Origin of the sequence: Rhizobium sp. CSW-27, assembly GCF_018760785.1 — a bacterium.
Lineage (GTDB): Bacteria > Pseudomonadota > Alphaproteobacteria > Rhizobiales > Rhizobiaceae > Neorhizobium.
The window spans coordinates 38,778-57,248 of the sequence record NZ_JAHHZO010000014.1 but is presented as its reverse complement, the minus strand read 5'-3'; the positions used below and the strand labels follow the sequence as shown (position 1 = coordinate 57,248).

Genomic DNA, 18,471 nt, shown 5'->3' with positions numbered 1-18,471 from the left:
AGGACGAGTCATCCATGACCACGCCGCTTGCAGACAAGATCAGGAACCTCATCCGGGCCAATGGCCCGATCAGCGTGACCGATTATTTCGCCCTGTGCCTGGCCGATCCGGAGCACGGATACTACCGCACGCGCGATCCGTTCGGCCGAAACGGCGATTTCGTCACGGCCCCGGAAATCAGCCAGCTGTTCGGCGAGATGCTCGGCATCTTCATGGTGCATGCCTGGCAGCAGCACGGCAGCCCGACACCGGTCAACCTCGTCGAGGTCGGGCCCGGTCGCGGCACCATGATGCAGGACATGCTGCGGGTGATCCGCCGGCTGGCACCTGCACTTTACGAAGAACTCGACGTGCACATGGTCGAAACCAGCGACCGGCTGCGCGGCGTGCAGCGGGTGACGCTGGAGGCCTATTCCTCCAAGATAACCTGGCATGCCGCCTTCGAGGATGTGCCCGGCGGCTTCACGCTCATTGCCGCCAACGAACTGTTCGACGCCATCCCGATCCGCCAGTTCGTCAAGACGCCGACCGGCTTTCGCGAGCGGATGGTGGGGCTTGATGCGAGCGACAGGCTGGCCTTCGGCGTCGGCATCGCCACCATCGATCCGGCCCTCCTGCCCCCCTCGCATGCCAGGGAACGCGACGGCACCATCTTCGAGGTGGCCCCTGCCCGCCAGGCGGTGATGAGCGCGCTCTGCGAGCGGCTGAAGCGGCATGGCGGCACGGCGCTCATCATCGACTACGGCCACATGGTCACCGGCTTCGGCGACACGCTGCAGGCGGTGCTGAGGCATGATTACGATCCGCCGCTTGCCCATCCCGGCGAGGCGGACCTGACCAGCCATGTGGACTTCGAGGATCTCGCCCGCATCGCGCGCGCCTCCGGCATCCAGATCAACGGCTGCCTGCGCCAGGGCGACTTCCTCTACGGCCTTGGCCTTGCCGAGCGGGCCGCCGCCCTTGCCAGCGGCAAGAGCGAGCCGGAACAGCGGGCGATTGCCGTTTCGTCCGACCGGCTGGCCGGCGCCGGCGAAGGCAAGATGGGCGAACTGTTCAAGGTTCTGGCCGTTTCCAGCCCCACAGTGACGCTTGCTCCGTTCCGCCCGGCGCGGGACTGAGCCACCTCCCCGGCGGTTGACAGGACGCCGGGGCTCGGGCCACAGTCAGGCCAGAACGAAGCAGCCATGCGCCTGCGGCCGCGCCTTCGCGGCGCCCCGACCCGTCACCATCCTTCAGAAAACGGACAGATCGAGCCCATGCAGGATCTCTCGCCGATCACAAGCCCCCTGCTGAGCGCCCGGATCGGCGCAAGCACAATCCGCCATGGCTTCTTCACCCGTCAGGGCGGTGTGTCCGGCGGCTTTTACGGCAGCCTCAATGTTGGGCTCGGCTCCAGCGACCGGCGCGAAGACGTGCTGGAAAACCGCCGCCGCGTCGCCGCCTGGTTCGACCAGCCGCTTGAGCGGCTGGCGACCGTCAATCAGGTACATTCACCGGATGTCGTCACCGTCGATGCCTCCTATGCCGGCGAACGACCGAGCGCCGATGCCATGGTGACTGCCACGCCCGGCCTCGTGCTGGGCGTGCTGGCGGCCGATTGCGGGCCGCTTCTGTTCGCCGATGCGAGGAACCGGGTGATCGGCGCGGCCCATGCCGGCTGGAAGGGCGCGCTCGGCGGCGTGGCGGAAAACACCATCGAGGCGATGATCGCGCTCGGCGCCCGCCGGGAAAACATCACCGTCTGCCTCGGACCGTCGATTGCCCAGCCGAGCTACGAGGTCGGGCCGGAATTCGTCGAGCGCTTCCTTGCTGTCGATACAGGCTTCGCGCGCTTCTTCCGCCCTTCGACCAAGGCCGGGCATTCGCTGTTCGACCTGCCGGGGCTGACCATGATGCGGCTGCAGCGGGCGGGCGTGCAGGCGGAAAATCTCGACCTCGACACCTATCCGGACACCACCCGATTCTTTTCCTATCGCCGCACCACGCATGCGGGCGAACCCGATTACGGACGGCAGATTTCCGCCATCGCGATCCTGGAGGACTGACATGGGACTGCATTTCGAGCATACCGAATATGCGGCGCGGCTGGCGCGCCTGACGGCCGCCATGCAGGCGGAAAAGCTGGATGCCATGCTGCTGTTTGCGCAGGAAAGCATGTACTGGCTGACCGGCTACGACACCTTCGGCTACTGCTTCTTCCAGTGCCTGGTGGTGAAGGCGGACGGCTCCATGGCCCTCATCACCCGCTCGGCGGACCTGCGGCAGGCGCGCCACACCTCGATCATCGACAATATCAGCATCTGGGTGGACCGGGTGAATGCCGATCCGACGGTGGACCTGAAGAACCTTCTGTCCGAACTCGACCTGCTCGGCAGCACCATCGGCGTGGAATATGACACGCATGGCATGACCGGCCGCGTCGCACGCCTGCTCGACAACCAGCTGGCCACCTTCGGCGAGATCGTCGATGCCTCGCACGTGGTCAGCCGCCTGAGGCTGGTGAAGAGCGCGGCCGAGATCGCACATGTCGAGCGGGCGGCCGTCCTGGCCGACGATGCGCTCGATGCCGCCCTGCCGCTGATCCGCGCGGGCGGCGACGAGGCGCACATCCTCGCCGCGATGCAGGGTGCCGTCTTTGCCGGAGGGGGTGATTATCCGGCGAACGAATTCATCATCGGCTCGGGACCGGACGCCCTGCTCTGCCGCTACAAGGCCGGCCGGCGCCGGCTCGATGCGCGGGACCAGCTGACGCTGGAATGGGCCGGCGTCAGCGCCCACTATCACGCCGCCATGATGAGGACAGTGGTGATCGGCGAGCCGAACAGCCGCCATCGCGAGCTCTACAATGCCTGCCGCGAAACCATCGAGGCGATCGAAGCTGTGCTGCGGCCCGGCCACACCTTCGGCGACGTGTTCGATACGCATGCCCGCATCATCGATGCGCGCGGCCTGACCCGGCATAGGCTCAATGCCTGCGGCTACTCGCTCGGCGCCCGCTTCTCCCCCTCCTGGATGGAGCACCAGATGTTCCACCTCGGCAATCCCCAGGAGATCCTGCCCGACATGTCATTGTTCGTGCACATGATCATCATGGATTCCGACAGCGGAACAGCCATGACGCTCGGCCACACCTACCTGACGACCGAGGAGGCCCCCAAGGCGCTTTCCCGGCATAATCTGGAAATGATTAACCTTTAGAACAGAATTCGTGAAGCTTGGAATGGTTGACTCCAAGTAAACATGCGCCGTAAACTTGTCTCCTAGTGGGACGGTGAGGGGTATTGCGTATGTTCGGCTTGGACTGGTGGAGGCCGTGGCTTGCCTTGGTCGCCGTTCTATTTGTGCTCGGATCCTGCAGTTCGGCGGATGACCTCGTTCCACCGGCCAATGTCGGGTCGGGTTACGGTCGCCCGATGGCGCGCTACAGCACGCCGGCACCGGGAGACCAGCTGCTCTACCGCCTTCCGGATGGCGGCAGTTCCCGCATCGCCGCGACGCGCCCGGTCCGCTCCCCGGCCTATGCCACGCGGCGTACGTCCAACGGCGTGCCGGATTATCGTGACCCCTATGCCGACATGCCGGTATCCAGCTACAGCGCGCCATCCGACAGCTATGCTGACTATGGCGATTATCAGCGCGATCCGCCTGTCTATGCGGATGCGGGCAGCTACCCTCCGGCCCCTGCCTATGCGCAACCGCAGAGTGCCTATCCGCAGCAGGCCTATGACGGAAACAGCTATTACGCACCGTCGCCCGCCTATCCGGCAAATCCGACCTATCCGGCAAACAACGGCTACGGCAGCTATCAGAGCGCGCCGCTGCCGCCGGTCCAGCCGGCACCCGCCTATTCGCAGCAGAGCACCTACAGCGCGCCGCCACCCGGCACGCTTGAAGCTCAGGCTCGCGTGGTCGATCGCGGCGGCCGCTCGCCCGTTGCCTCGGCACCGCTTGCCCGCAGCACGCCGGCCGCGCCGCCGCGCCGGCAGGCCGAGCGATCCCCGGCACTCAAGGCAACGGCGCCGGCGACGAGACCCCGCGCCCCGCAGCAGACGGCAGCATCTGCGCAGCAGGCAGCCGCTGCGCCGTCCGACCAGGCCGCGCGGGCGCGCCAGCTTTCGCCGAGCGCCTCGCCCCAGCCGCTGCAGCGGCAGGCAGAGGAGAACGCTGCCCTGCCGCCCGCCGGCACCACCGTCGGCTCGATCCGCTTCCTGCCGATCATCGGCGCACCTGTGGAGGCTGTCACGCCTCTTTCGCGGCAGCTCGGTGTCTCGGCCCGAGCCAGCGGTCTCACCATCAGGGCCTCCACCGATACCAGCAGCGAACACATCCTGAAGGGCTATCTGTCCGCAGTGGCGGAGGATGGCCAGCTCACCGTCAACTATGTCTGGGACGTGCTGGACAGCCGCGGCAACCGGCTGAACCGCATCCAGGGCCAGGAGCGTGTCGCCTATTCCGGCGGCGATCCGTGGGCGGCAGTCCCGCCGGAGACGATGCGGGCCATCGCACAGAAGACGATCGCGTCCTACATGGACTGGCGCGAGGGGCTGCAGGGTTGAACCGGATGCCTGCCGGTTCCGCCGGGCCGCTTACCATGTTTCATGCTGCTTTCACAAAAAGTGCTTGATGGCGCCGGTTCGGTATTGCATTCGGGCACGGCAGCGGTAAAAGGCGCCCATCCAGCGGCAAAACAGGCGGACCCCAATGAAGGTTTTCGCAGGGAATTCGAACCGGCATTTGGCCGACGCGATCTGTTCCTATCTTAATGTTCCAGTCGGAAAAGCGAGCGTCAGACGGTTTGCAGACCAGGAAATCTTCGTAGAGATCCAGGAAAACGTGCGCGGTGAAGATGTCTTCGTGGTGCAGTCCACGTCCTTCCCCACCAACGATCATCTGATGGAACTGCTGATCATGATCGATGCCTTCCGCCGTTCCTCGGCAAAGCGCATCACGGCAGTGCTTCCCTATTTCGGCTATGCGCGTCAGGACCGTCGGGCCTCCGGCCGCACGCCGATCTCGGCCAAGCTCGTTGCCAACCTGATCACCGAGGCCGGCGCCGATCGCGTCATGACGCTCGACCTGCATGCAGGCCAGATCCAGGGCTTCTTCGACATCCCGACCGACAACCTGATGGCGGCCCCGATCCTCGCCCGCGACGTGAAGGACCACTACGAGCTGCAGAACGTCATGGTCGTATCGCCGGACGTCGGCGGTGTGGTGCGTGCCCGTGCGCTGGCAAAGCGTCTGGACTGTCAGCTCGCCATCGTCGACAAGCGCCGCGAGCGGGCCGGCGAGTCGGAAGTCATGAACATCATCGGCGACGTGACCGGCAAGGACTGCATCCTGATCGACGACATCGTCGATTCCGGCGGCACGCTCTGCAATGCGGCCGAGGCGCTCTTGAAGAGCGGCGCGACCAGCGTCACAGCCTATATCACCCACGGCGTTCTCTCCGGCGGGGCGGTGGCCCGCGTCAGCTCGTCCAAGCTTCGCGAACTGGTCATCACCGACTCGATCCAGCCGACAACGGCCGTGCAGTCCGCTCCGAATATCCGCGTGGTATCGACCGCCGCACTGCTTGGCGAGGCGATCAACCGCACGGCGCTCGAACAGTCGGTCTCCAGCCTGTTCGACTGAGCACGCGCCTCACCTCCCCTTTCCCGATCGCCCCGCCTGCGCCGCAGGCGGGGCGATCTGCTTTTCAGGCATGCGTGCCGCGGCAAAGCAGCGCTTTTGGCTGTCGCGAACTTGCAACAAACACCCACTTGGTCTATAGGCCCCTCGTCCGCGCAGACACCCTTGGAGGCAACGCGGATGAAGCGCATCGGACGATGCCCTTCAAAATTCGCCGCACGGCTGATCGGCCGCCGTCGAGTTTCTCCAAATAACCTCGAAAGGATATGCCATGAGCCACGCAACTTACGAGCTCAAGGCCGAGGCGCGCGAACGGGTTGGTAAGGGGTCCTCCCGTGAACTTCGCCGCAACGGTTTCATTCCCTCTGTCATCTATGGTGACAAGCAGGCCCCCATTTCGATCGCCCTCAACACCAACGAGGTGACGAAGCGCATCCATGCCGGCGGTTTCATGACCACGGTTGCGACCATCGACTACAACGGCGAGAAGATCTCCGTTCTGCCGAAGGACTACCAGCTGGATCCGGTGCGTGACTTCGTCATGCACGTCGATTTCCTGCGCGTTTCGGCCAACAGCCAGGTTACCGTTGATATTCCGGTTCACTTCGTCAACGAAGAGAAGTCCGGCATCAAGATTGGCGGCGTGTTGAACATCGTTCGCCACGAAGTCGAAATGACCTGCCCGGCCAACGACATTCCGGAATTCATCACCGTCGACCTCGAAGGCTTCAAGATCGGCGACAGCATCCACATCTCGCATGTGAAGCTCCCGGCGGGCGTTGCCCCGACCATCACCGACCGCGACTTCACGATCGCCACGATCGTTGCTCCGGCCGGCGGCACGTCGGAAGACGGCGCAGCCGAGTAACTCGCTGCCAGACCTGCTTGCCAGACAGGCAAACATCGAAACCCGCCCGGCGCCGCCTGGCGGGTTTTTCTTTGCCGTCAGGCAAATGCCCACAGAAGATCGTCGCGAAGCGATCACAATTCGGCCGGAGAGACTCGCTAGCGCACGGATATATCTGTTAGTCTCGCTTCAGTAATGCTTAATCACTGGATGAAACCATGCCGCGCGACGCCGGGATTACCCTGTGCGTGAACAAGACGACAGGGAGACGAAGTCCGTTTCGATGACTCATTCCGTCGAGAGCCGGTTCATCGCGATCATCTGCGGGGCGCTGCTGATCATTGTGGCGCCGCTCTTTACGCTGTTTCTTGCTCTGTCCTCGCAACAGGCCGCGCAAACCCTGCGCGAACGGCTGGAAATCCGCCTGACCGCCAATGCGCAGGCGCTGAGCAAGCCGCTCTGGGATCTTGACGTCGACAGCATCCGCCAGATTACCAGCACGCTGAGCAGCGAAGCCGGCATTCGTGTCGTCAAGGTAACCGATACGCTCGGCAAGCTGGACGTGACCGAAAGCAATCTGCGCGAGACCGGCGAAAGGCTCGATCACATGACCCGCGCGATCACCTATCGCGCCCCTGAGGGGGAGCAGGAGGTCGGAACGATCAGCATCTATTTCTCCCGCGTCGGGCTCTTTTCATCGCTGGACAACCGGGAACTCGCCTTCATCTCGATCTTTATCGTGGCGATCCTGACGGTGGTCGGCGCCGCCATCCTCGGCAACCGGACGATGATCATCCGGCCGCTGATGCGGCTGACCGCCGCCATCGAGGCAACGCGCCGGCTCGGCTCGCGCCACCATGTCGACTGGCGCTCGACGGACGAGATGGGCCGCCTTGCCAAGAGCTTCAACGAGATGCAGATCCAGCTGGAGCGCGAGGAGCGGGAACTGAAGCTTGCCCACCAGCAGACGACGGAAACCTACAACCTGACGCCGGCCATGCTGTTTTCGCTGAACGAGCGGGATCTGATCTGGGCCGTCAGCGATTACTGGCTGCTTGCCACCGGCTATGCGCGCAAGGATGTGCTGGGGCGCCCCTTCGTCGATCTCATCACGCCGGCCGACCGCATGCGTTACCTGACCCGCAAGGCGCTCGGCTACCGCGACCAGTCGACGGTTGCGCCGTCCGACCGGAAATCGCGAACCTGCGAGGTCACCGTCGGCTTTCTCTGTGCCGACGGGCACGTGATGGACGTGCTGATCCTGGAGACCGAACTGGCAGCCACCGGCTCGGAATCCCCGACCTCCCTCAGCGTGATGACCGACGTGACGGAGCTCAAGCAGTCGGAACTGCGCAATCACCGCCAGGCGATCACCGACCACCTGACCGGGCTCCTGAACCGCCAGGGCTTCGAAGCCGTGCTCGACGAGAAGATCGCCCAGGCGGACAGAAACGGATCCGACGTGGCCTGTCTGTTTATCGATCTCGACCGCTTCAAGTCGATCAACGATACGCTCGGCCACGCCTCCGGTGACAGCGTGCTGTGCCAGTTCGTCACCCGCATAACGCCGCTGATCGAGGAAGGCGATGTGGCCGCCCGGCTCGGCGGAGACGAGTTCGCGCTGCTTATCACCGGGTCCACGGCGGAGACACGCGCCAACGCCATCTGCAGCCAGATCGTCGACATGTTCGACACGCCCTTCCGCGCCGGCAGTTCCACCGTGCGCCTCAGCGCCAGCATCGGCCTTGCCTTCTATCCGCGCCATGCGAAAAGTGCCGCCGAGCTGCTGCAGAAATCCGACATGGCCATGTATGTGCGAAAGCGCGACGGCAAGAACGGCGCCAAGATCTACGACGAATCGATCCTCGACCGGGCCCGCGAGCGGGCGGAGATCGAAAGGGACATCGAAATCGCGGTGGCCTCGCGCTGGTTCGAGTCGCATTTCCAGCCGATCGTCAACGTGCAGACCGGCGGCATAGAGGGTTTCGAGGCGCTGATGCGCCTGCGGCACCCGAACAAGGGCCTGCTCTCCCCCGCCCGCATCATCGAGGTCGCGGAGGAAACCGGGTCGATCAACCAGATCGGCGCGATCATGCTGGAGGAATCTCTCGCCAACCTGCAGCGGATCAGCAGCCTGCCGGGCATGGGCCACACCTATGTGGCGGTGAATTTTTCGCCGCTGCAGTTCGAGCCAAGCCTGCCGGCCCGGCTGGCGGCACTGGTGGCGCGCCACGGCATCCATCCGCAGCGTCTGGTGGTGGAAATCACCGAGGCGGTGCTGATGCACGACGATCCGAAGGTGCGCAAGATCCTCGACGAGATCCAGGCCTTCGGCTGCCGCATCGCGCTGGACGATTTCGGCACCGGCTATTCCTCGCTCTCCTACATGAGCCGCTTCCCGGTCGATATCGTCAAGATCGATCAGTCCTTCATCCGCTCCATTGGCAGCGGCCAGTCGGAAGTGCAGCAGAAGAGCCGCATGCTGGTGGAAGGCATCAGCGCCATTTCCCACAAGATGAACTGCACGGTCATCGCCGAGGGGGTGGAAACCCGGCAGCAACACGCGCTTCTGAAGCAGATCGGCGTGGATTGCGCCCAGGGTTATCTCTTCTCCACGCCGCGCGGCATCGACGATCTGATGGCGGATCTGCGCTCCTCGACATCGGCTCTGGAAAGTTTAACCGGATGAGTTCATACTAAAGTATAAGGAGCTCATGGGAGGGGAGAATGAGACGTCTCGTCATGACCGCAATTGCCATGATGAGCGCACATTGCGCCCTTGCGACCAATCTGGTCTTCACCACCGAATCCTATCCGCCCTACAGCTATCGCTCCCTGCATGGGGAGGTGCTGGGCATGAGCGTCGAGCAGGTGCGTGAAATCATCCGCTCCAGCGGCGCCGATATCCGCTACACCATCGAGGTTCTGCCCTGGGCGCGGGCGCTGGCGCTGGCGGAGACGCAGTCGGACCACTGCGTGTTCCTGACGGCGCGAACGCCCGAGCGGGAGGCCCGCTTCCATTGGGTAACGCCGCTTGCCGTGACCCGCAACTTCCTGGTTCGACGCAAGGACAGCCCGATCCGCGGCAAGACGCTGGAGGATGTGCGCAATTACATCATCGGCACCCAGCGCGACGACTACACGGAACTGCTGCTGCGCCAGAAGGGGTTCCGCCATCTCGACCTCAGCGCCAGCTACGACTTCACGCTGGGCAAGCTGCTCAGCGGCCGGATCGATCTGATGCCGATGTCCGAGGCGGTGATCAGCGGCCTGCGGGACGAGGGAAAACCGGTGGAGCCGGTGGTGCTGCTGGCGGAACAGACGCTCGGCATTGCCTGCAACAAGGCCGTTCCCGCCCCTCTCGTCGCGCGCCTGCAGGCCGCGCTCGACCGCATGATCGCCAATGGCGCGATGCAGGCGATTGCCCGTTCCTACGGCGTCACCCAGTCTCCCTGACAGCCGCCCGGTGTCGGAAACCGCTTGACTTCCCCCTGGTTTCGCGTTGGGAAGCAGCCGCGCCATTACGGGAACCATTCAGATGCTGATCATCGCCGGCCTTGGCAATCCAGGCTCCAAATATGCGGGCAACCGCCACAATATCGGCTTCATGGCGCTTGATGCCATCCAGCGCAGGCCGGGCTTTTCCCCGTGGTCGAAGAAGTTCAAGGCAGAGATTTCCGAAGGCGAACTGGCGGGGGAAAAGGTGCTGCTGATGAAGCCGCAGACCTTCATGAACCTGTCCGGCGAGGCGGTGGGCGAGGCCATGCGCTTCTACAAGCTGGGTCCGCAGAACATCGTGGCGATCTATGACGAGCTTGATCTGCCGCCGGGCAAGGCGCGGATCAAGGTGGGCGGCGGGCATGGCGGCCATAACGGCGTGAAATCGCTGGACGCCCATTGCGGCAAGGACTATCGCCGCCTGCGCCTTGGCATCGGCCATCCAGGCGCCAAGGAACTGGTGCATAATCATGTGCTCGGTGATTTCGCCAAGGCGGATGCGGCGTGGCTGCAGCCGCTTCTCGACGCGCTGGCCGACCATGCCGACATGCTGGCGAGGAACGAGGACAGCCAGTTGATGAACAAGCTGGCGCTCGCCGTGGGCGGCAAGCCGGAGGACGAGCCGGCCCAACCCGCCAAGGCACCGAAAGACCCCAAACCCGCCGGCCAGTCGCATATCCGTCAGGCCCGGAATGTCACCCAGCCAAAGAAACTGCCAGACAGCGGCCCGATGGCGGACATGCTGAAACGGATGTTTTCCAGGAAGGGCGAGGAGTGAGCGCCATGCGGCCGGATGTGATGCTTCGCCCGGCCATGGCCGATGACCTCGATGACCTGCTGCTTCTCTACCGCGACCTGAACCCCGCCGATCCACCACTCGGCGACGAAGCGGCCAGATGCGCTTTCGAAACGATGCTGGCGCAGCCCGGACTCACCATCTTCGTGGCTGAAGATGACGGGAAAGTCGTGGCCACCGCGACGCTGATCATCATCCCCAACCTGACGCGCGGCGCTCGCCCCTATGGCCTCATTGAAAATGTGGTGACGCGCGCCTCCCGGCGCGGCCAGGGGTTTGGAGAGGCCGTGGTGCGTCATGCCATCGCGGAAGGTTTTGCGGCCGACTGTTACAAGATCATGTTGCTGACCGGCAGACAGGACGGAGCGGTGCATCGGTTCTACGAGCGCTGCGGCCTCGTGCAGAACAAGACGGGCTTCCAGATCCGCAACGACTGAGCCTATTCCTCCGGCTCTGCCGTGAACATCAGCGGAAACTCGGCTTCCTTGGCGAGATCCATCGCCTCCTTCACCTTGGTCTCGGCCACGTCCTTGGGGCAGACCACCACCACGCAGGAGCCCATGCGGTGGGCCGTCATCATGACACGGTGGCTGGCATCGGCGCCCATGCGGAACACCACCTTCAGCACCAGCACGACGAATTCGCGGGGCGTGTAATCGTCATTGTGCAGCAGCACCTTGTAGAGCCGCGGACGTTCGACCTTCGGCTTCGTCACGGTCTTTGGCGAAAGATCGACCTGATTTGCCATGAACTCACATGATCCCTGTCACTGTCGAGGGGCCACAGGAAGCACCTGCCGCCCGTCTGCGGTTGATGCCGCAGGCCATGCCAGATTCCTGTGCCAATGGCGTGAAAGATAGTGCGAAAGCGGCACTGCGCCAATGGCCGGCATCGGAAAGCGGCGCCGACCCTTGACCGTCTGGCTGCTTTCCCCCATAGCCACAGCAAGATCGAACACTTGAGACGGGTGAACCCTTATGGGCTTCAAATGCGGTATCGTCGGCCTGCCGAATGTCGGCAAGTCGACCCTCTTCAACGCGCTGACCAAGACGGCCGCAGCGCAGGCAGCCAACTATCCCTTCTGCACCATCGAGCCGAACACCGGCGAAGTGGCGGTGCCGGACCCGCGCATGAAAACGCTGGCGGGCATTGCCGGCTCGAAGGAAATCATCCCGACCCGCATTTCCTTCGTGGATATTGCCGGCCTGGTGCGTGGTGCTTCCAAGGGCGAAGGTCTCGGCAACAAATTCCTCGCCAACATCCGCGAAGTGGATGCCGTGGTGCATGTGCTGCGCTGCTTCGAAGATGACGACATCACGCATGTCGAGGGCCGCATCAACCCGGTGGGCGATGCCGAGACGATCGAGACCGAGCTGATGCTCGCCGATCTGGAAAGCCTCGAGCGCCGTGTCGAGCAGACCCGCAAGCGGGCAACCGGCAAGGACAAGGATTCCATGGCGCAGCTGCCGGTCATGGAAGCCGTCGTCAAGCTTCTGAACGAGGGCAAGCCGGCGCGTCTGCTGCTGCAGACGCTCGGCGCCGACGAGATCGAGATCCTGAAGGGCCTGAACCTTCTGACCTCGCATCCGGTGCTCTACGTGTGCAACGTGGCGGAAGGCGATGCCTCGACCGGCAACAAGCACACCGAAGCCGTGGCCGCGATGGCCAGGGCGCAAGGGGCGGAATGCGTGATCATCTCCGCTGCCATCGAGGCCGAAGTCGCCCAGCTTCCGGAAGAGGAAGCCCGCGAATTCCTCTCGGCTCTCGGTCTGGAAGAGGCCGGCCTCGACCGCCTGATCCGTGCCGGCTACCACCTGCTCGACCTCATCACCTATTTCACCGTAGGCCCGAAGGAATGCCGCGCCTGGACGATCGTGCGCGGCACCAAGGCGCCGCAGGCGGCCGGCGTGATCCATACCGATTTCGAACGCGGCTTCATCCGCGCCTTCACCATCTCCTATGATGACTACGTCGCCTACAAGGGCGAAGTGGGCGCCAAGGAAGCCGGCAAGGGCCGTGACGAAGGCAAGGAATATGTCGTCCAGGACGGCGACGTGATCCACTTCCGCTTCAACACCTGATCGCCCCGGCGCTCAAGCTTGCGCATCATCACTGCCGTCCCTCCTCACTGGAGGGGCGGCAGTCTCGTCTTCAGCACCGGAGGAAGCCGGCCGACGACGACCCGCCGCAGCATCGGCCACAGGATACCGACCGTCAGGACGATGACGCCGACCGTGATCAGCGACAGGAAGATCACCTTGTCCATATTGATCTCGCTGCCGCGCAGCAGCGTCGTGACGGTGATGACGAGTGTGATAAGCCCGGAGGTCACAAAGGCGCGGCGATCGATGACGACGCCGATCAGCATCAGCATGGCGATGAGCACCATGACGGCAGGGGTCGGCACCGAGCCGATCTGCCGGCCAAGGTTCGAGAACGTGCCGAAGAAGGCCAGGAACAGCGTCGCCAGTCCGGCATAGAGCAGCGCCGGCGCCGCCGCCAGATGCAGCCAGAAGGCGATATCGGAGCGGCGGCTGAGGCGGAGCGGGTCCGACAGGTCGTAGGTCATCGCCACCGCAAACAGGCCGAGCGCGGCAAGGATGCCCATGCACAGGACAAGCCGCGGATAATCGCCGATGATGCTGGTCGATCCGAGTCCGATCTCCAGAAGGCCGACCAGCAGGACAAGCAGCACCGAAAGGAAGGAGAGGATGACGAGCGCCAGGGCGACGGGGATGCGATAGCGCCAGTAGAAGGCCAGCATCATCAGCGGGAACGGCAGGAAAGCCAGGGCCAGCGGCACCAGACCGCCAGACGGGGGAAAACCGCTCGCCTGCACGTTCAGGCTGCAGACGAAGACGGCCCAGACCGCCATGGCAATCGTCAGCGCGACGGCGGGGAGCGCCAGCCGCTGCCGTCGCACCAGAATTTCCGCCATGACGATGACCACAGGCAGAAGCGCCATGATGCTGCCGACCCCGCCGACGCCGACCAGAAGAGCGGCGAGGCCCAGCGTGATGAGCACATCGTGAAAGCCGCGGATGAAGCGGGGGGTCTCGGTCTCGAACACAGCCGGCGGCGAGGCATCGTCGGCAAGCTCCACCGATATCTGCCGCAAAGCCGGCAGCACCGTCACAAGATGCGCCTCCAGCGCACCGAGCTTGGCCGGCTCGACAAGCCCCCTGGTGACCGCTCCTTCCAATGCACCGCGCAGACCCGTCATGTCGCTCCCTCTTCCGCCAGCCCTGGCTCTCTCATGGTTGGCAGGACATTATGGGCAGGCCGGACTTCACACAACCGGCATTTGTCGCGTCCCGGCCATGCAGGCGCGCAGGCATCATTCAGGCTGCAGCAGGTGACCGCTCCACGCGGCCTTCAGCGTGACCAGGCAGACACCGGCGATGACGGCGCTGACGAGGAGAAGCAGCAGCCAGAGAGCCGGCGCATGCCAGTCCATCGGTGCGTGATGCGCTGCCTTCAGCGACGCGATGGCAAAGGCGGCCGCCGGAAAGGTATAGCCCCACCAGGACATCGCGAAGGGGGCCGTGCGGAACACCGGCACAAGGGTCAACAGCACCACGGCGATAAGGGCGGCCAGCGCATAGATCGCAAGCGGCCCGGGCCCAAAGCCGCCGGTCAGTGCGGCAAGGGCGATGCTGCCGACCGCCGGCGGTGCGAGCAGGATCGCAAGCGTCGGCCGCATCCTCGCCGGAAGCTGCGGCCCCGTGGCGAGGCGCAGCAGGATCAGCGGCTGCACCAGGAGCCAAAGGGCCGCACCGAGACCGAACAGCATCCAGGACATCGTCACGAAACCGAGCTTCGCGCCAAAGATCGGCGCCAGCACATTGCCTACCAGCGGGATGAGCAGCGGCGGTGTCAGCGTGGCCGCGTCGCGCGGCTTCAAAAGCAGGCTACGCACGATCCACACGCCCACCACCAGATGCAGCGATACGCCAGCCAGCCAGACGGCAGCGGCAAGCTGCGTGGAATAGGCCATGGCTCCGCCGGAGAGGATCAGAAGGCCGATGGAGACGGCGCCGGCAAAAGCACTGCGGATCGGATGAACGAGATCCGCCGCCAGGGCGGCGGGGTGGCGCGTCGCCCGCAGCGCATGCGCGAGCAGAATGACGAGCCAGGCGATGGCCGCGAGCACCATCAGCCCTTCGCCAACCAGTGCGGGTGCGCCAATGGTGGCTGCGGCCTCCCGCCAGGCCAGCGCAAGCCCGCCAAGCCCCATCGGCACGGCAAACAGCGGAAGCGGCAGATGCTGCAGGCTGCCCCGCCCGGATGCGACGAGCGGAGGCTGTGGGTGATCAAGCGTGGTCATGGATTATCCATCCCGTCAAAGACATGCGCAAGGGCCGGCCGGGGGTGTCAGCCGGCCCCCGCTGGCGCCTCAGGCCTTGTGGACCGGGCAGGTGGAAATGCCGAACAGGCTGTAGAGCGGGCAGGACGATAGCAGGCCCGTCAGCAGCGGCACCACGCCGATCAGCGTGACATAGCGCCAGGAAGCGTCCGGGAAGATGAAGAACAGCGACAGCAGAACCAGACCTGCGACGATGCGCAGCATGCGATCGATGGACCCGATATTCTTGGCAAACATGACCTTCTCCCTTTGGGTTTCAGCGGATGAGGGTCACGCTACCGCGCACCATGCCGGCGTTCGGTGACTAAGTCACCGGATCCGGCACAATGTCAGTCCTGCAAGGCCATTTTTGCCAGCGCCGCCCGGTCGAGGAGACGCACCGAACCGCGTTCGCTGGCGATCCACCCTTTCGAGGCCATCGCCTCCAGCCGGCGCGACACCACTTCCCGGGCGGTGCCGATCGCCACCGCCAGATCCTGATGGGTGGCCAGGACCTCGCCCGCGGCATCGGCGCGTTCGATCAGTGCCCGCGCCAGTCGCTGTTCCACCCTGACGAAGGCCACCTGTTCCAGAACGAACATCAGATCGCCCAGACGCGCGGCAAAAGCATGAAAGACGAACTGCCGGAAGGGAGCCGACCCCGCCATCAGACGTTCGAAGACGGCAGGCGGCACCATCACGGCGACCAGATCGGTTTCGGCAATCGCCTCGCCGGTATAGGGAGCTCCACCCAGCACGCCGAGCGTGGTCTGCACGCAGGTCTCTCCCGGCGTCACCGCGTAGAGCAGCAGTTCCCGGCCGTTGCGGCCGGTCAGATAGACGCCGATCCGGCCGGACAGCAGCACGACGAAGCTCTGGGCTGCATCACCGGGGCGAAACAGCGTGGTGCGCGCCGGCACATGCACGGGCCTGAGTCCCTGCAGTTCCCGCCGTCCATCCGCATCAAGCGCCGCAAGGAAACCCGCCTCATCCAGCCAATGACTCATGGACCCTCTCTCGATTTGGGGGCATAAGACCCATTCTGCATATTCTGAGAAGGAATGAACAGCGGATGCAGGCAGACAGGCTCCATTTTGAAGATTTTACACCCGGGCGGCAGTTCCCGCTTGGCCCGAAAACGGTTTCCGCAGCGGAAATCATTGAATTCGCGACAGAATTCGACCCACAGCCGATGCATCTTTCCGAGGAGGCCGGCAAGGCCAGCATTCTCGGCGGACTCTCCGCCTCCGGCTGGCATACCTCAGCCATGATGATGCGGATGATCGTCGACAGCTTCATCGGCCGCTCTACCTGCCAGGGGGCACCAGGCGTCGAACAGATGGACTGGAAAAAGCCGGTGCTGGCGGGCGACACGATCGAGGGCCAGGGCGTGGTGCTGGAGGCGCGGGCGCTGAAATCGCGCCCGGGCATCGGCATCGTGCGCATGCGCACCGAACTCGGCAACCAGCGCGGCGAGACCGTGTGCGTGGCCGAACAGTCGATCATGTTCCGCATGCGCGAAAACGGGGAGAGCAAGGCATGAGATTTGCCGAACTGATGACCATCGGCACCCGCATCGAAGCGGGAACGCTGGAATTTTCCGCCGAAGACATCATCCGCTTTGCCGAAAAGTTCGATCCGCAGCCCTTCCACCTCGATCCGGAGGCGGCCAAGGCCTTCGTCTTTGGCGGATTGTGTGCCTCCGGCTGGCATACCTGCGCCGGCTGGATGAAGATGTTCCTTGTCTACTGGGCCACAGAGAGCGAACGTCTGCGCCGCCAAGGCGTCGCCCCGCCGAAACTCGGCCCCTCCCCCGGCTTCCGCAAACTGCAATGGCTGCGGCCGGTCTATGCCGGTGACCGCATCACCTATTTTGCAACGCTGCAGGCCAGCCGCGAACTGGCGTCACGGCCCGGCACCTGGATCAACACGACGCTGAACGAAGGCATCAACCAGCATGGCGATGTCGTCATCCGCTTCGAAAGCAATGTGCTGGAATTTGCCTGAACCGCCCGCCCGACGGGCGGTCCTGCCGGACTAGCGGGTGGCGATCACCGCCGCCCCCGCCCCGACCATCAGCGCTGCGGCGCCGCGGTTGACGCGGCGCACCACGCGCGGGCTGCGCAACAGACCGCGCGCCCGGCTGGCCAGCAGCACATGACCGCCAATCACCACGGCCTCCACCAGGAGAATGACAAGAGCAAGGCTCAGAAGATCGCTGAGCGTCAGGTTCGGCCCGACGACATTGGGCAGCAGCGCCACGTAGAACAGCGGCATCTTGGGATTGCCGAGATTGAGCAGGACACCGGTGAGAAAACCGCGCCGCAGATCCCCCGCATCAATCGTTGCGCGCGCTTCCGGCACGACGGCTGGCGCCATCCACATGCGGATGCCCATCCACACGAGATAGGCCGCACCCGCATAACGCAGAAACACCATGCCGGCGCCCATCTCGGCTGCCACCGCCGACAGGCCGAAGCAGGCCAGCGTGAGGAAGACGAGGATGCCGGTGACGGTGCCGAGCCCGTAGGCAAACCCGGAGGCCGCACCACCATGGACGGTGCGGGCCAGGATGGTCATGTTGTCCGGTCCGGGACTGGCGGCAAACACGAAGAATGTCGCGCCGAAGGCGACCAGCGTTGAGATGTCCATGATCGTTCCCCTGATCTTGTTGGGAACGAGGCTACGCCTGACGCAGCCTTCCGGCAAGTCTCTCAGCCGCAGCCCAAGCCAGCGCCCTCTGATCAGTGGCTTGCGTGTTATCAGTGGCCGTCGAAGGAGACCAGCGTGCGCACCTCGACACCAAGCGCCTCCAGCTTGCTGCGGCCGCCTAGTTCCGGCAGGTCGATGACGAAGCAGGCCGATACCACTTCGGCGCCGATCTGGCGCAGCAGCTTCACCGCCCCTTCGGCGGTGCCGCCGGTGGCGATCAGATCGTCGCACAGGATGACCTTCTCGCCGGGCTTTACCGCATCCACATGCATTTCCATTTCATCCACGCCGTATTCGAGGCTGTAGGCCACGCTGACGGTGGTGTGCGGCAGCTTGCCCTTCTTGCGGATCGGCACGAAGCCGGAGGACAGCTGGTGGGCCATGGCGCCGCCGAGGATGAAGCCGCGTGCCTCGATGCCTGCCACCTGATCGACCGAGAGCGACTGGTAGGGACGCACCAGTTCGTCCACCGCCTGGCGGAAGGCCTTCGCATCGCCGAGCAGCGTGGTGATATCGCGAAAGATGATGCCCGGCTTCGGATAATCGTGAATGGCACGGATCGAGGCGGCGAGCGAATTTGCATTGTCGGACATGGGATCTTCCGCTGGCTGGTCAGGTTGGGGGCCGCATCGCTTTCACCAC

Annotated in this window: 20 protein-coding genes; 13 read left to right on the top strand and 7 right to left on the bottom strand. The window is 64.3% G+C overall.

Going from position 1 to position 18,471, the window contains the following annotated elements:
* Window positions 1-14: 14 nt before the first annotated feature.
* The 10 genes from KLP42_RS21560 to KLP42_RS21515 all read left to right on the top strand — a co-directional run bounded on the left by KLP42_RS21560 (window position 15) and on the right by KLP42_RS21515 (window position 11,209).
* Window positions 15-1,118, top strand: coding sequence for a class I SAM-dependent methyltransferase (locus KLP42_RS21560; RefSeq protein ID WP_215569326.1), 1,104 nt, complete (start codon window positions 15-17; stop codon window positions 1,116-1,118).
* A gap of 138 nt (window positions 1,119-1,256) precedes the next feature.
* Complete coding sequence (pgeF, locus tag KLP42_RS21555) at window positions 1,257-2,045, top strand: peptidoglycan editing factor PgeF (RefSeq protein WP_215569461.1); 789 nt, start codon at window positions 1,257-1,259, stop codon at window positions 2,043-2,045.
* Between the two features lies 1 nt (window position 2,046).
* On the top strand, window positions 2,047-3,198 hold the full coding sequence (locus tag KLP42_RS21550; RefSeq protein ID WP_215569324.1) for a M24 family metallopeptidase: 1,152 nt from the start codon (window positions 2,047-2,049) through the stop codon (window positions 3,196-3,198).
* A gap of 215 nt (window positions 3,199-3,413) precedes the next feature.
* The gene (locus tag KLP42_RS21545; protein WP_215569322.1) at window positions 3,414-4,556 is read left to right on the top strand and encodes a hypothetical protein; all 1,143 of its coding nucleotides are present in this window, start codon (window positions 3,414-3,416) and stop codon (window positions 4,554-4,556) included.
* Between the two features lie 145 nt (window positions 4,557-4,701).
* The gene (locus KLP42_RS21540) at window positions 4,702-5,634 is read left to right on the top strand and encodes a ribose-phosphate pyrophosphokinase (protein ID WP_215569320.1); all 933 of its coding nucleotides are present in this window, start codon (window positions 4,702-4,704) and stop codon (window positions 5,632-5,634) included.
* 268 nt (window positions 5,635-5,902) lie between these two features.
* Entirely contained in the window at window positions 5,903-6,499 is a 597-nt protein-coding gene (locus tag KLP42_RS21535; RefSeq protein ID WP_215569318.1) for a 50S ribosomal protein L25/general stress protein Ctc, read from the top strand.
* Window positions 6,500-6,761: 262 nt separating this feature from the next.
* Window positions 6,762-9,167 (top strand): putative bifunctional diguanylate cyclase/phosphodiesterase, encoded by a 2,406-nt coding sequence (locus KLP42_RS21530; RefSeq protein WP_215569316.1) that lies wholly within the window; start codon window positions 6,762-6,764, stop codon window positions 9,165-9,167.
* Between the two features lie 38 nt (window positions 9,168-9,205).
* Window positions 9,206-9,934 (top strand): substrate-binding periplasmic protein, encoded by a 729-nt coding sequence (locus tag KLP42_RS21525; protein ID WP_252193160.1) that lies wholly within the window; start codon window positions 9,206-9,208, stop codon window positions 9,932-9,934.
* A gap of 82 nt (window positions 9,935-10,016) precedes the next feature.
* Entirely contained in the window at window positions 10,017-10,754 is a 738-nt protein-coding gene (gene pth / locus KLP42_RS21520) for an aminoacyl-tRNA hydrolase (RefSeq protein WP_215569314.1), read from the top strand.
* Window positions 10,755-10,759: 5 nt separating this feature from the next.
* Complete coding sequence (locus KLP42_RS21515; protein WP_215569457.1) at window positions 10,760-11,209, top strand: GNAT family N-acetyltransferase; 450 nt, start codon at window positions 10,760-10,762, stop codon at window positions 11,207-11,209.
* Between the two features lie 2 nt (window positions 11,210-11,211).
* Here the strand turns inward: KLP42_RS21515 and clpS are convergent, their stop codons facing one another.
* Window positions 11,212-11,520, bottom strand: coding sequence for an ATP-dependent Clp protease adapter ClpS (gene clpS, locus KLP42_RS21510; RefSeq protein WP_215569307.1), 309 nt, complete (start codon window positions 11,518-11,520; stop codon window positions 11,212-11,214).
* Window positions 11,521-11,749: 229 nt separating this feature from the next.
* Here clpS and ychF point away from each other — a divergent pair, with 229 nt between their 5' ends.
* Entirely contained in the window at window positions 11,750-12,853 is a 1,104-nt protein-coding gene (gene ychF / locus KLP42_RS21505) for a redox-regulated ATPase YchF (protein ID WP_215569304.1), read from the top strand.
* 44 nt (window positions 12,854-12,897) lie between these two features.
* On the opposite strand, the gene KLP42_RS21500 is transcribed toward ychF, so the two are convergent.
* From KLP42_RS21500 to KLP42_RS21485, 4 genes are all read right to left on the bottom strand, one after another.
* Window positions 12,898-13,995, bottom strand: a complete 1,098-nt coding sequence (locus KLP42_RS21500; protein WP_215569297.1) for a hypothetical protein — start codon at window positions 13,993-13,995, stop codon at window positions 12,898-12,900.
* A gap of 114 nt (window positions 13,996-14,109) precedes the next feature.
* The gene (locus KLP42_RS21495) at window positions 14,110-15,099 is read right to left on the bottom strand and encodes an SLAC1 anion channel family protein (protein WP_215569295.1); all 990 of its coding nucleotides are present in this window, start codon (window positions 15,097-15,099) and stop codon (window positions 14,110-14,112) included.
* 69 nt (window positions 15,100-15,168) lie between these two features.
* Window positions 15,169-15,375 carry a YgaP family membrane protein gene (locus KLP42_RS21490; RefSeq protein WP_215569293.1) on the bottom strand — a complete coding sequence of 69 codons (207 nt, stop codon included), beginning with the start codon at window positions 15,373-15,375 and terminating at the stop codon, window positions 15,169-15,171.
* 92 nt (window positions 15,376-15,467) lie between these two features.
* Window positions 15,468-16,124: a Crp/Fnr family transcriptional regulator gene (locus KLP42_RS21485; protein WP_215569292.1), complete on the bottom strand. Its 657-nt coding sequence runs from the start codon at window positions 16,122-16,124 to the stop codon at window positions 15,468-15,470.
* A 65-nt stretch (window positions 16,125-16,189) separates the two neighbouring features.
* On the opposite strand from KLP42_RS21485, the gene KLP42_RS21480 reads away from it, so the two are divergent.
* Window positions 16,190-16,660, top strand: coding sequence for a MaoC family dehydratase (locus KLP42_RS21480; protein ID WP_215569290.1), 471 nt, complete (start codon window positions 16,190-16,192; stop codon window positions 16,658-16,660).
* Window positions 16,657-17,124, top strand: a complete 468-nt coding sequence (locus tag KLP42_RS21475; RefSeq protein WP_215569288.1) for a MaoC family dehydratase — start codon at window positions 16,657-16,659, stop codon at window positions 17,122-17,124. Before KLP42_RS21480 ends, KLP42_RS21475 begins: the two co-directional genes overlap by 4 nt.
* Window positions 17,125-17,154: 30 nt before the next feature.
* Here the strand turns inward: KLP42_RS21475 and KLP42_RS21470 are convergent, their stop codons facing one another.
* Window positions 17,155-17,769, bottom strand: a complete 615-nt coding sequence (locus tag KLP42_RS21470) for a LysE family translocator (protein ID WP_215569286.1) — start codon at window positions 17,767-17,769, stop codon at window positions 17,155-17,157.
* A 110-nt stretch (window positions 17,770-17,879) separates the two neighbouring features.
* Window positions 17,880-18,422, bottom strand: a complete 543-nt coding sequence (locus KLP42_RS21465) for an adenine phosphoribosyltransferase (protein ID WP_215569284.1) — start codon at window positions 18,420-18,422, stop codon at window positions 17,880-17,882.
* Window positions 18,423-18,471 lie beyond the last annotated feature (49 nt).

Excerpts from the sequence above, each read along its gene's own strand:
- clpS (WP_215569307.1), bottom strand. The coding sequence starts at position 11,520 with ATGGCAAATCAGGTCGATCTTTCGCCAAAGACCGTGACGAAGCCGAAG.
- KLP42_RS21550 (WP_215569324.1), top strand. The coding sequence starts at position 2,047 with ATGGGACTGCATTTCGAGCATACCGAATATGCGGCGCGGCTGGCGCGC.
- KLP42_RS21540 (WP_215569320.1), top strand. The coding sequence starts at position 4,702 with ATGAAGGTTTTCGCAGGGAATTCGAACCGGCATTTGGCCGACGCGATC.
- KLP42_RS21485 (WP_215569292.1), bottom strand. The coding sequence starts at position 16,124 with ATGAGTCATTGGCTGGATGAGGCGGGTTTCCTTGCGGCGCTTGATGCG.
- KLP42_RS21500 (WP_215569297.1), bottom strand. The coding sequence starts at position 13,995 with ATGACGGGTCTGCGCGGTGCATTGGAAGGAGCGGTCACCAGGGGGCTT.
- KLP42_RS21480 (WP_215569290.1), top strand. The coding sequence starts at position 16,190 with ATGCAGGCAGACAGGCTCCATTTTGAAGATTTTACACCCGGGCGGCAG.
- KLP42_RS21515 (WP_215569457.1), top strand. The coding sequence starts at position 10,760 with ATGCGGCCGGATGTGATGCTTCGCCCGGCCATGGCCGATGACCTCGAT.
- pgeF (WP_215569461.1), top strand. The coding sequence starts at position 1,257 with ATGCAGGATCTCTCGCCGATCACAAGCCCCCTGCTGAGCGCCCGGATC.
- KLP42_RS21545 (WP_215569322.1), top strand. The coding sequence starts at position 3,414 with ATGGCGCGCTACAGCACGCCGGCACCGGGAGACCAGCTGCTCTACCGC.
- KLP42_RS21525 (WP_252193160.1), top strand. The coding sequence starts at position 9,206 with ATGAGACGTCTCGTCATGACCGCAATTGCCATGATGAGCGCACATTGC.
- KLP42_RS21495 (WP_215569295.1), bottom strand. The coding sequence starts at position 15,099 with ATGACCACGCTTGATCACCCACAGCCTCCGCTCGTCGCATCCGGGCGG.
- KLP42_RS21490 (WP_215569293.1), bottom strand. The coding sequence starts at position 15,375 with ATGTTTGCCAAGAATATCGGGTCCATCGATCGCATGCTGCGCATCGTC.
- KLP42_RS21470 (WP_215569286.1), bottom strand. The coding sequence starts at position 17,769 with ATGGACATCTCAACGCTGGTCGCCTTCGGCGCGACATTCTTCGTGTTT.
- KLP42_RS21465 (WP_215569284.1), bottom strand. The coding sequence starts at position 18,422 with ATGTCCGACAATGCAAATTCGCTCGCCGCCTCGATCCGTGCCATTCAC.
- ychF (WP_215569304.1), top strand. The coding sequence starts at position 11,750 with ATGGGCTTCAAATGCGGTATCGTCGGCCTGCCGAATGTCGGCAAGTCG.
- KLP42_RS21475 (WP_215569288.1), top strand. The coding sequence starts at position 16,657 with ATGAGATTTGCCGAACTGATGACCATCGGCACCCGCATCGAAGCGGGA.
- KLP42_RS21560 (WP_215569326.1), top strand. The coding sequence starts at position 15 with ATGACCACGCCGCTTGCAGACAAGATCAGGAACCTCATCCGGGCCAAT.
- pth (WP_215569314.1), top strand. The coding sequence starts at position 10,017 with ATGCTGATCATCGCCGGCCTTGGCAATCCAGGCTCCAAATATGCGGGC.
- KLP42_RS21535 (WP_215569318.1), top strand. The coding sequence starts at position 5,903 with ATGAGCCACGCAACTTACGAGCTCAAGGCCGAGGCGCGCGAACGGGTT.
- KLP42_RS21530 (WP_215569316.1), top strand. The coding sequence starts at position 6,762 with ATGACTCATTCCGTCGAGAGCCGGTTCATCGCGATCATCTGCGGGGCG.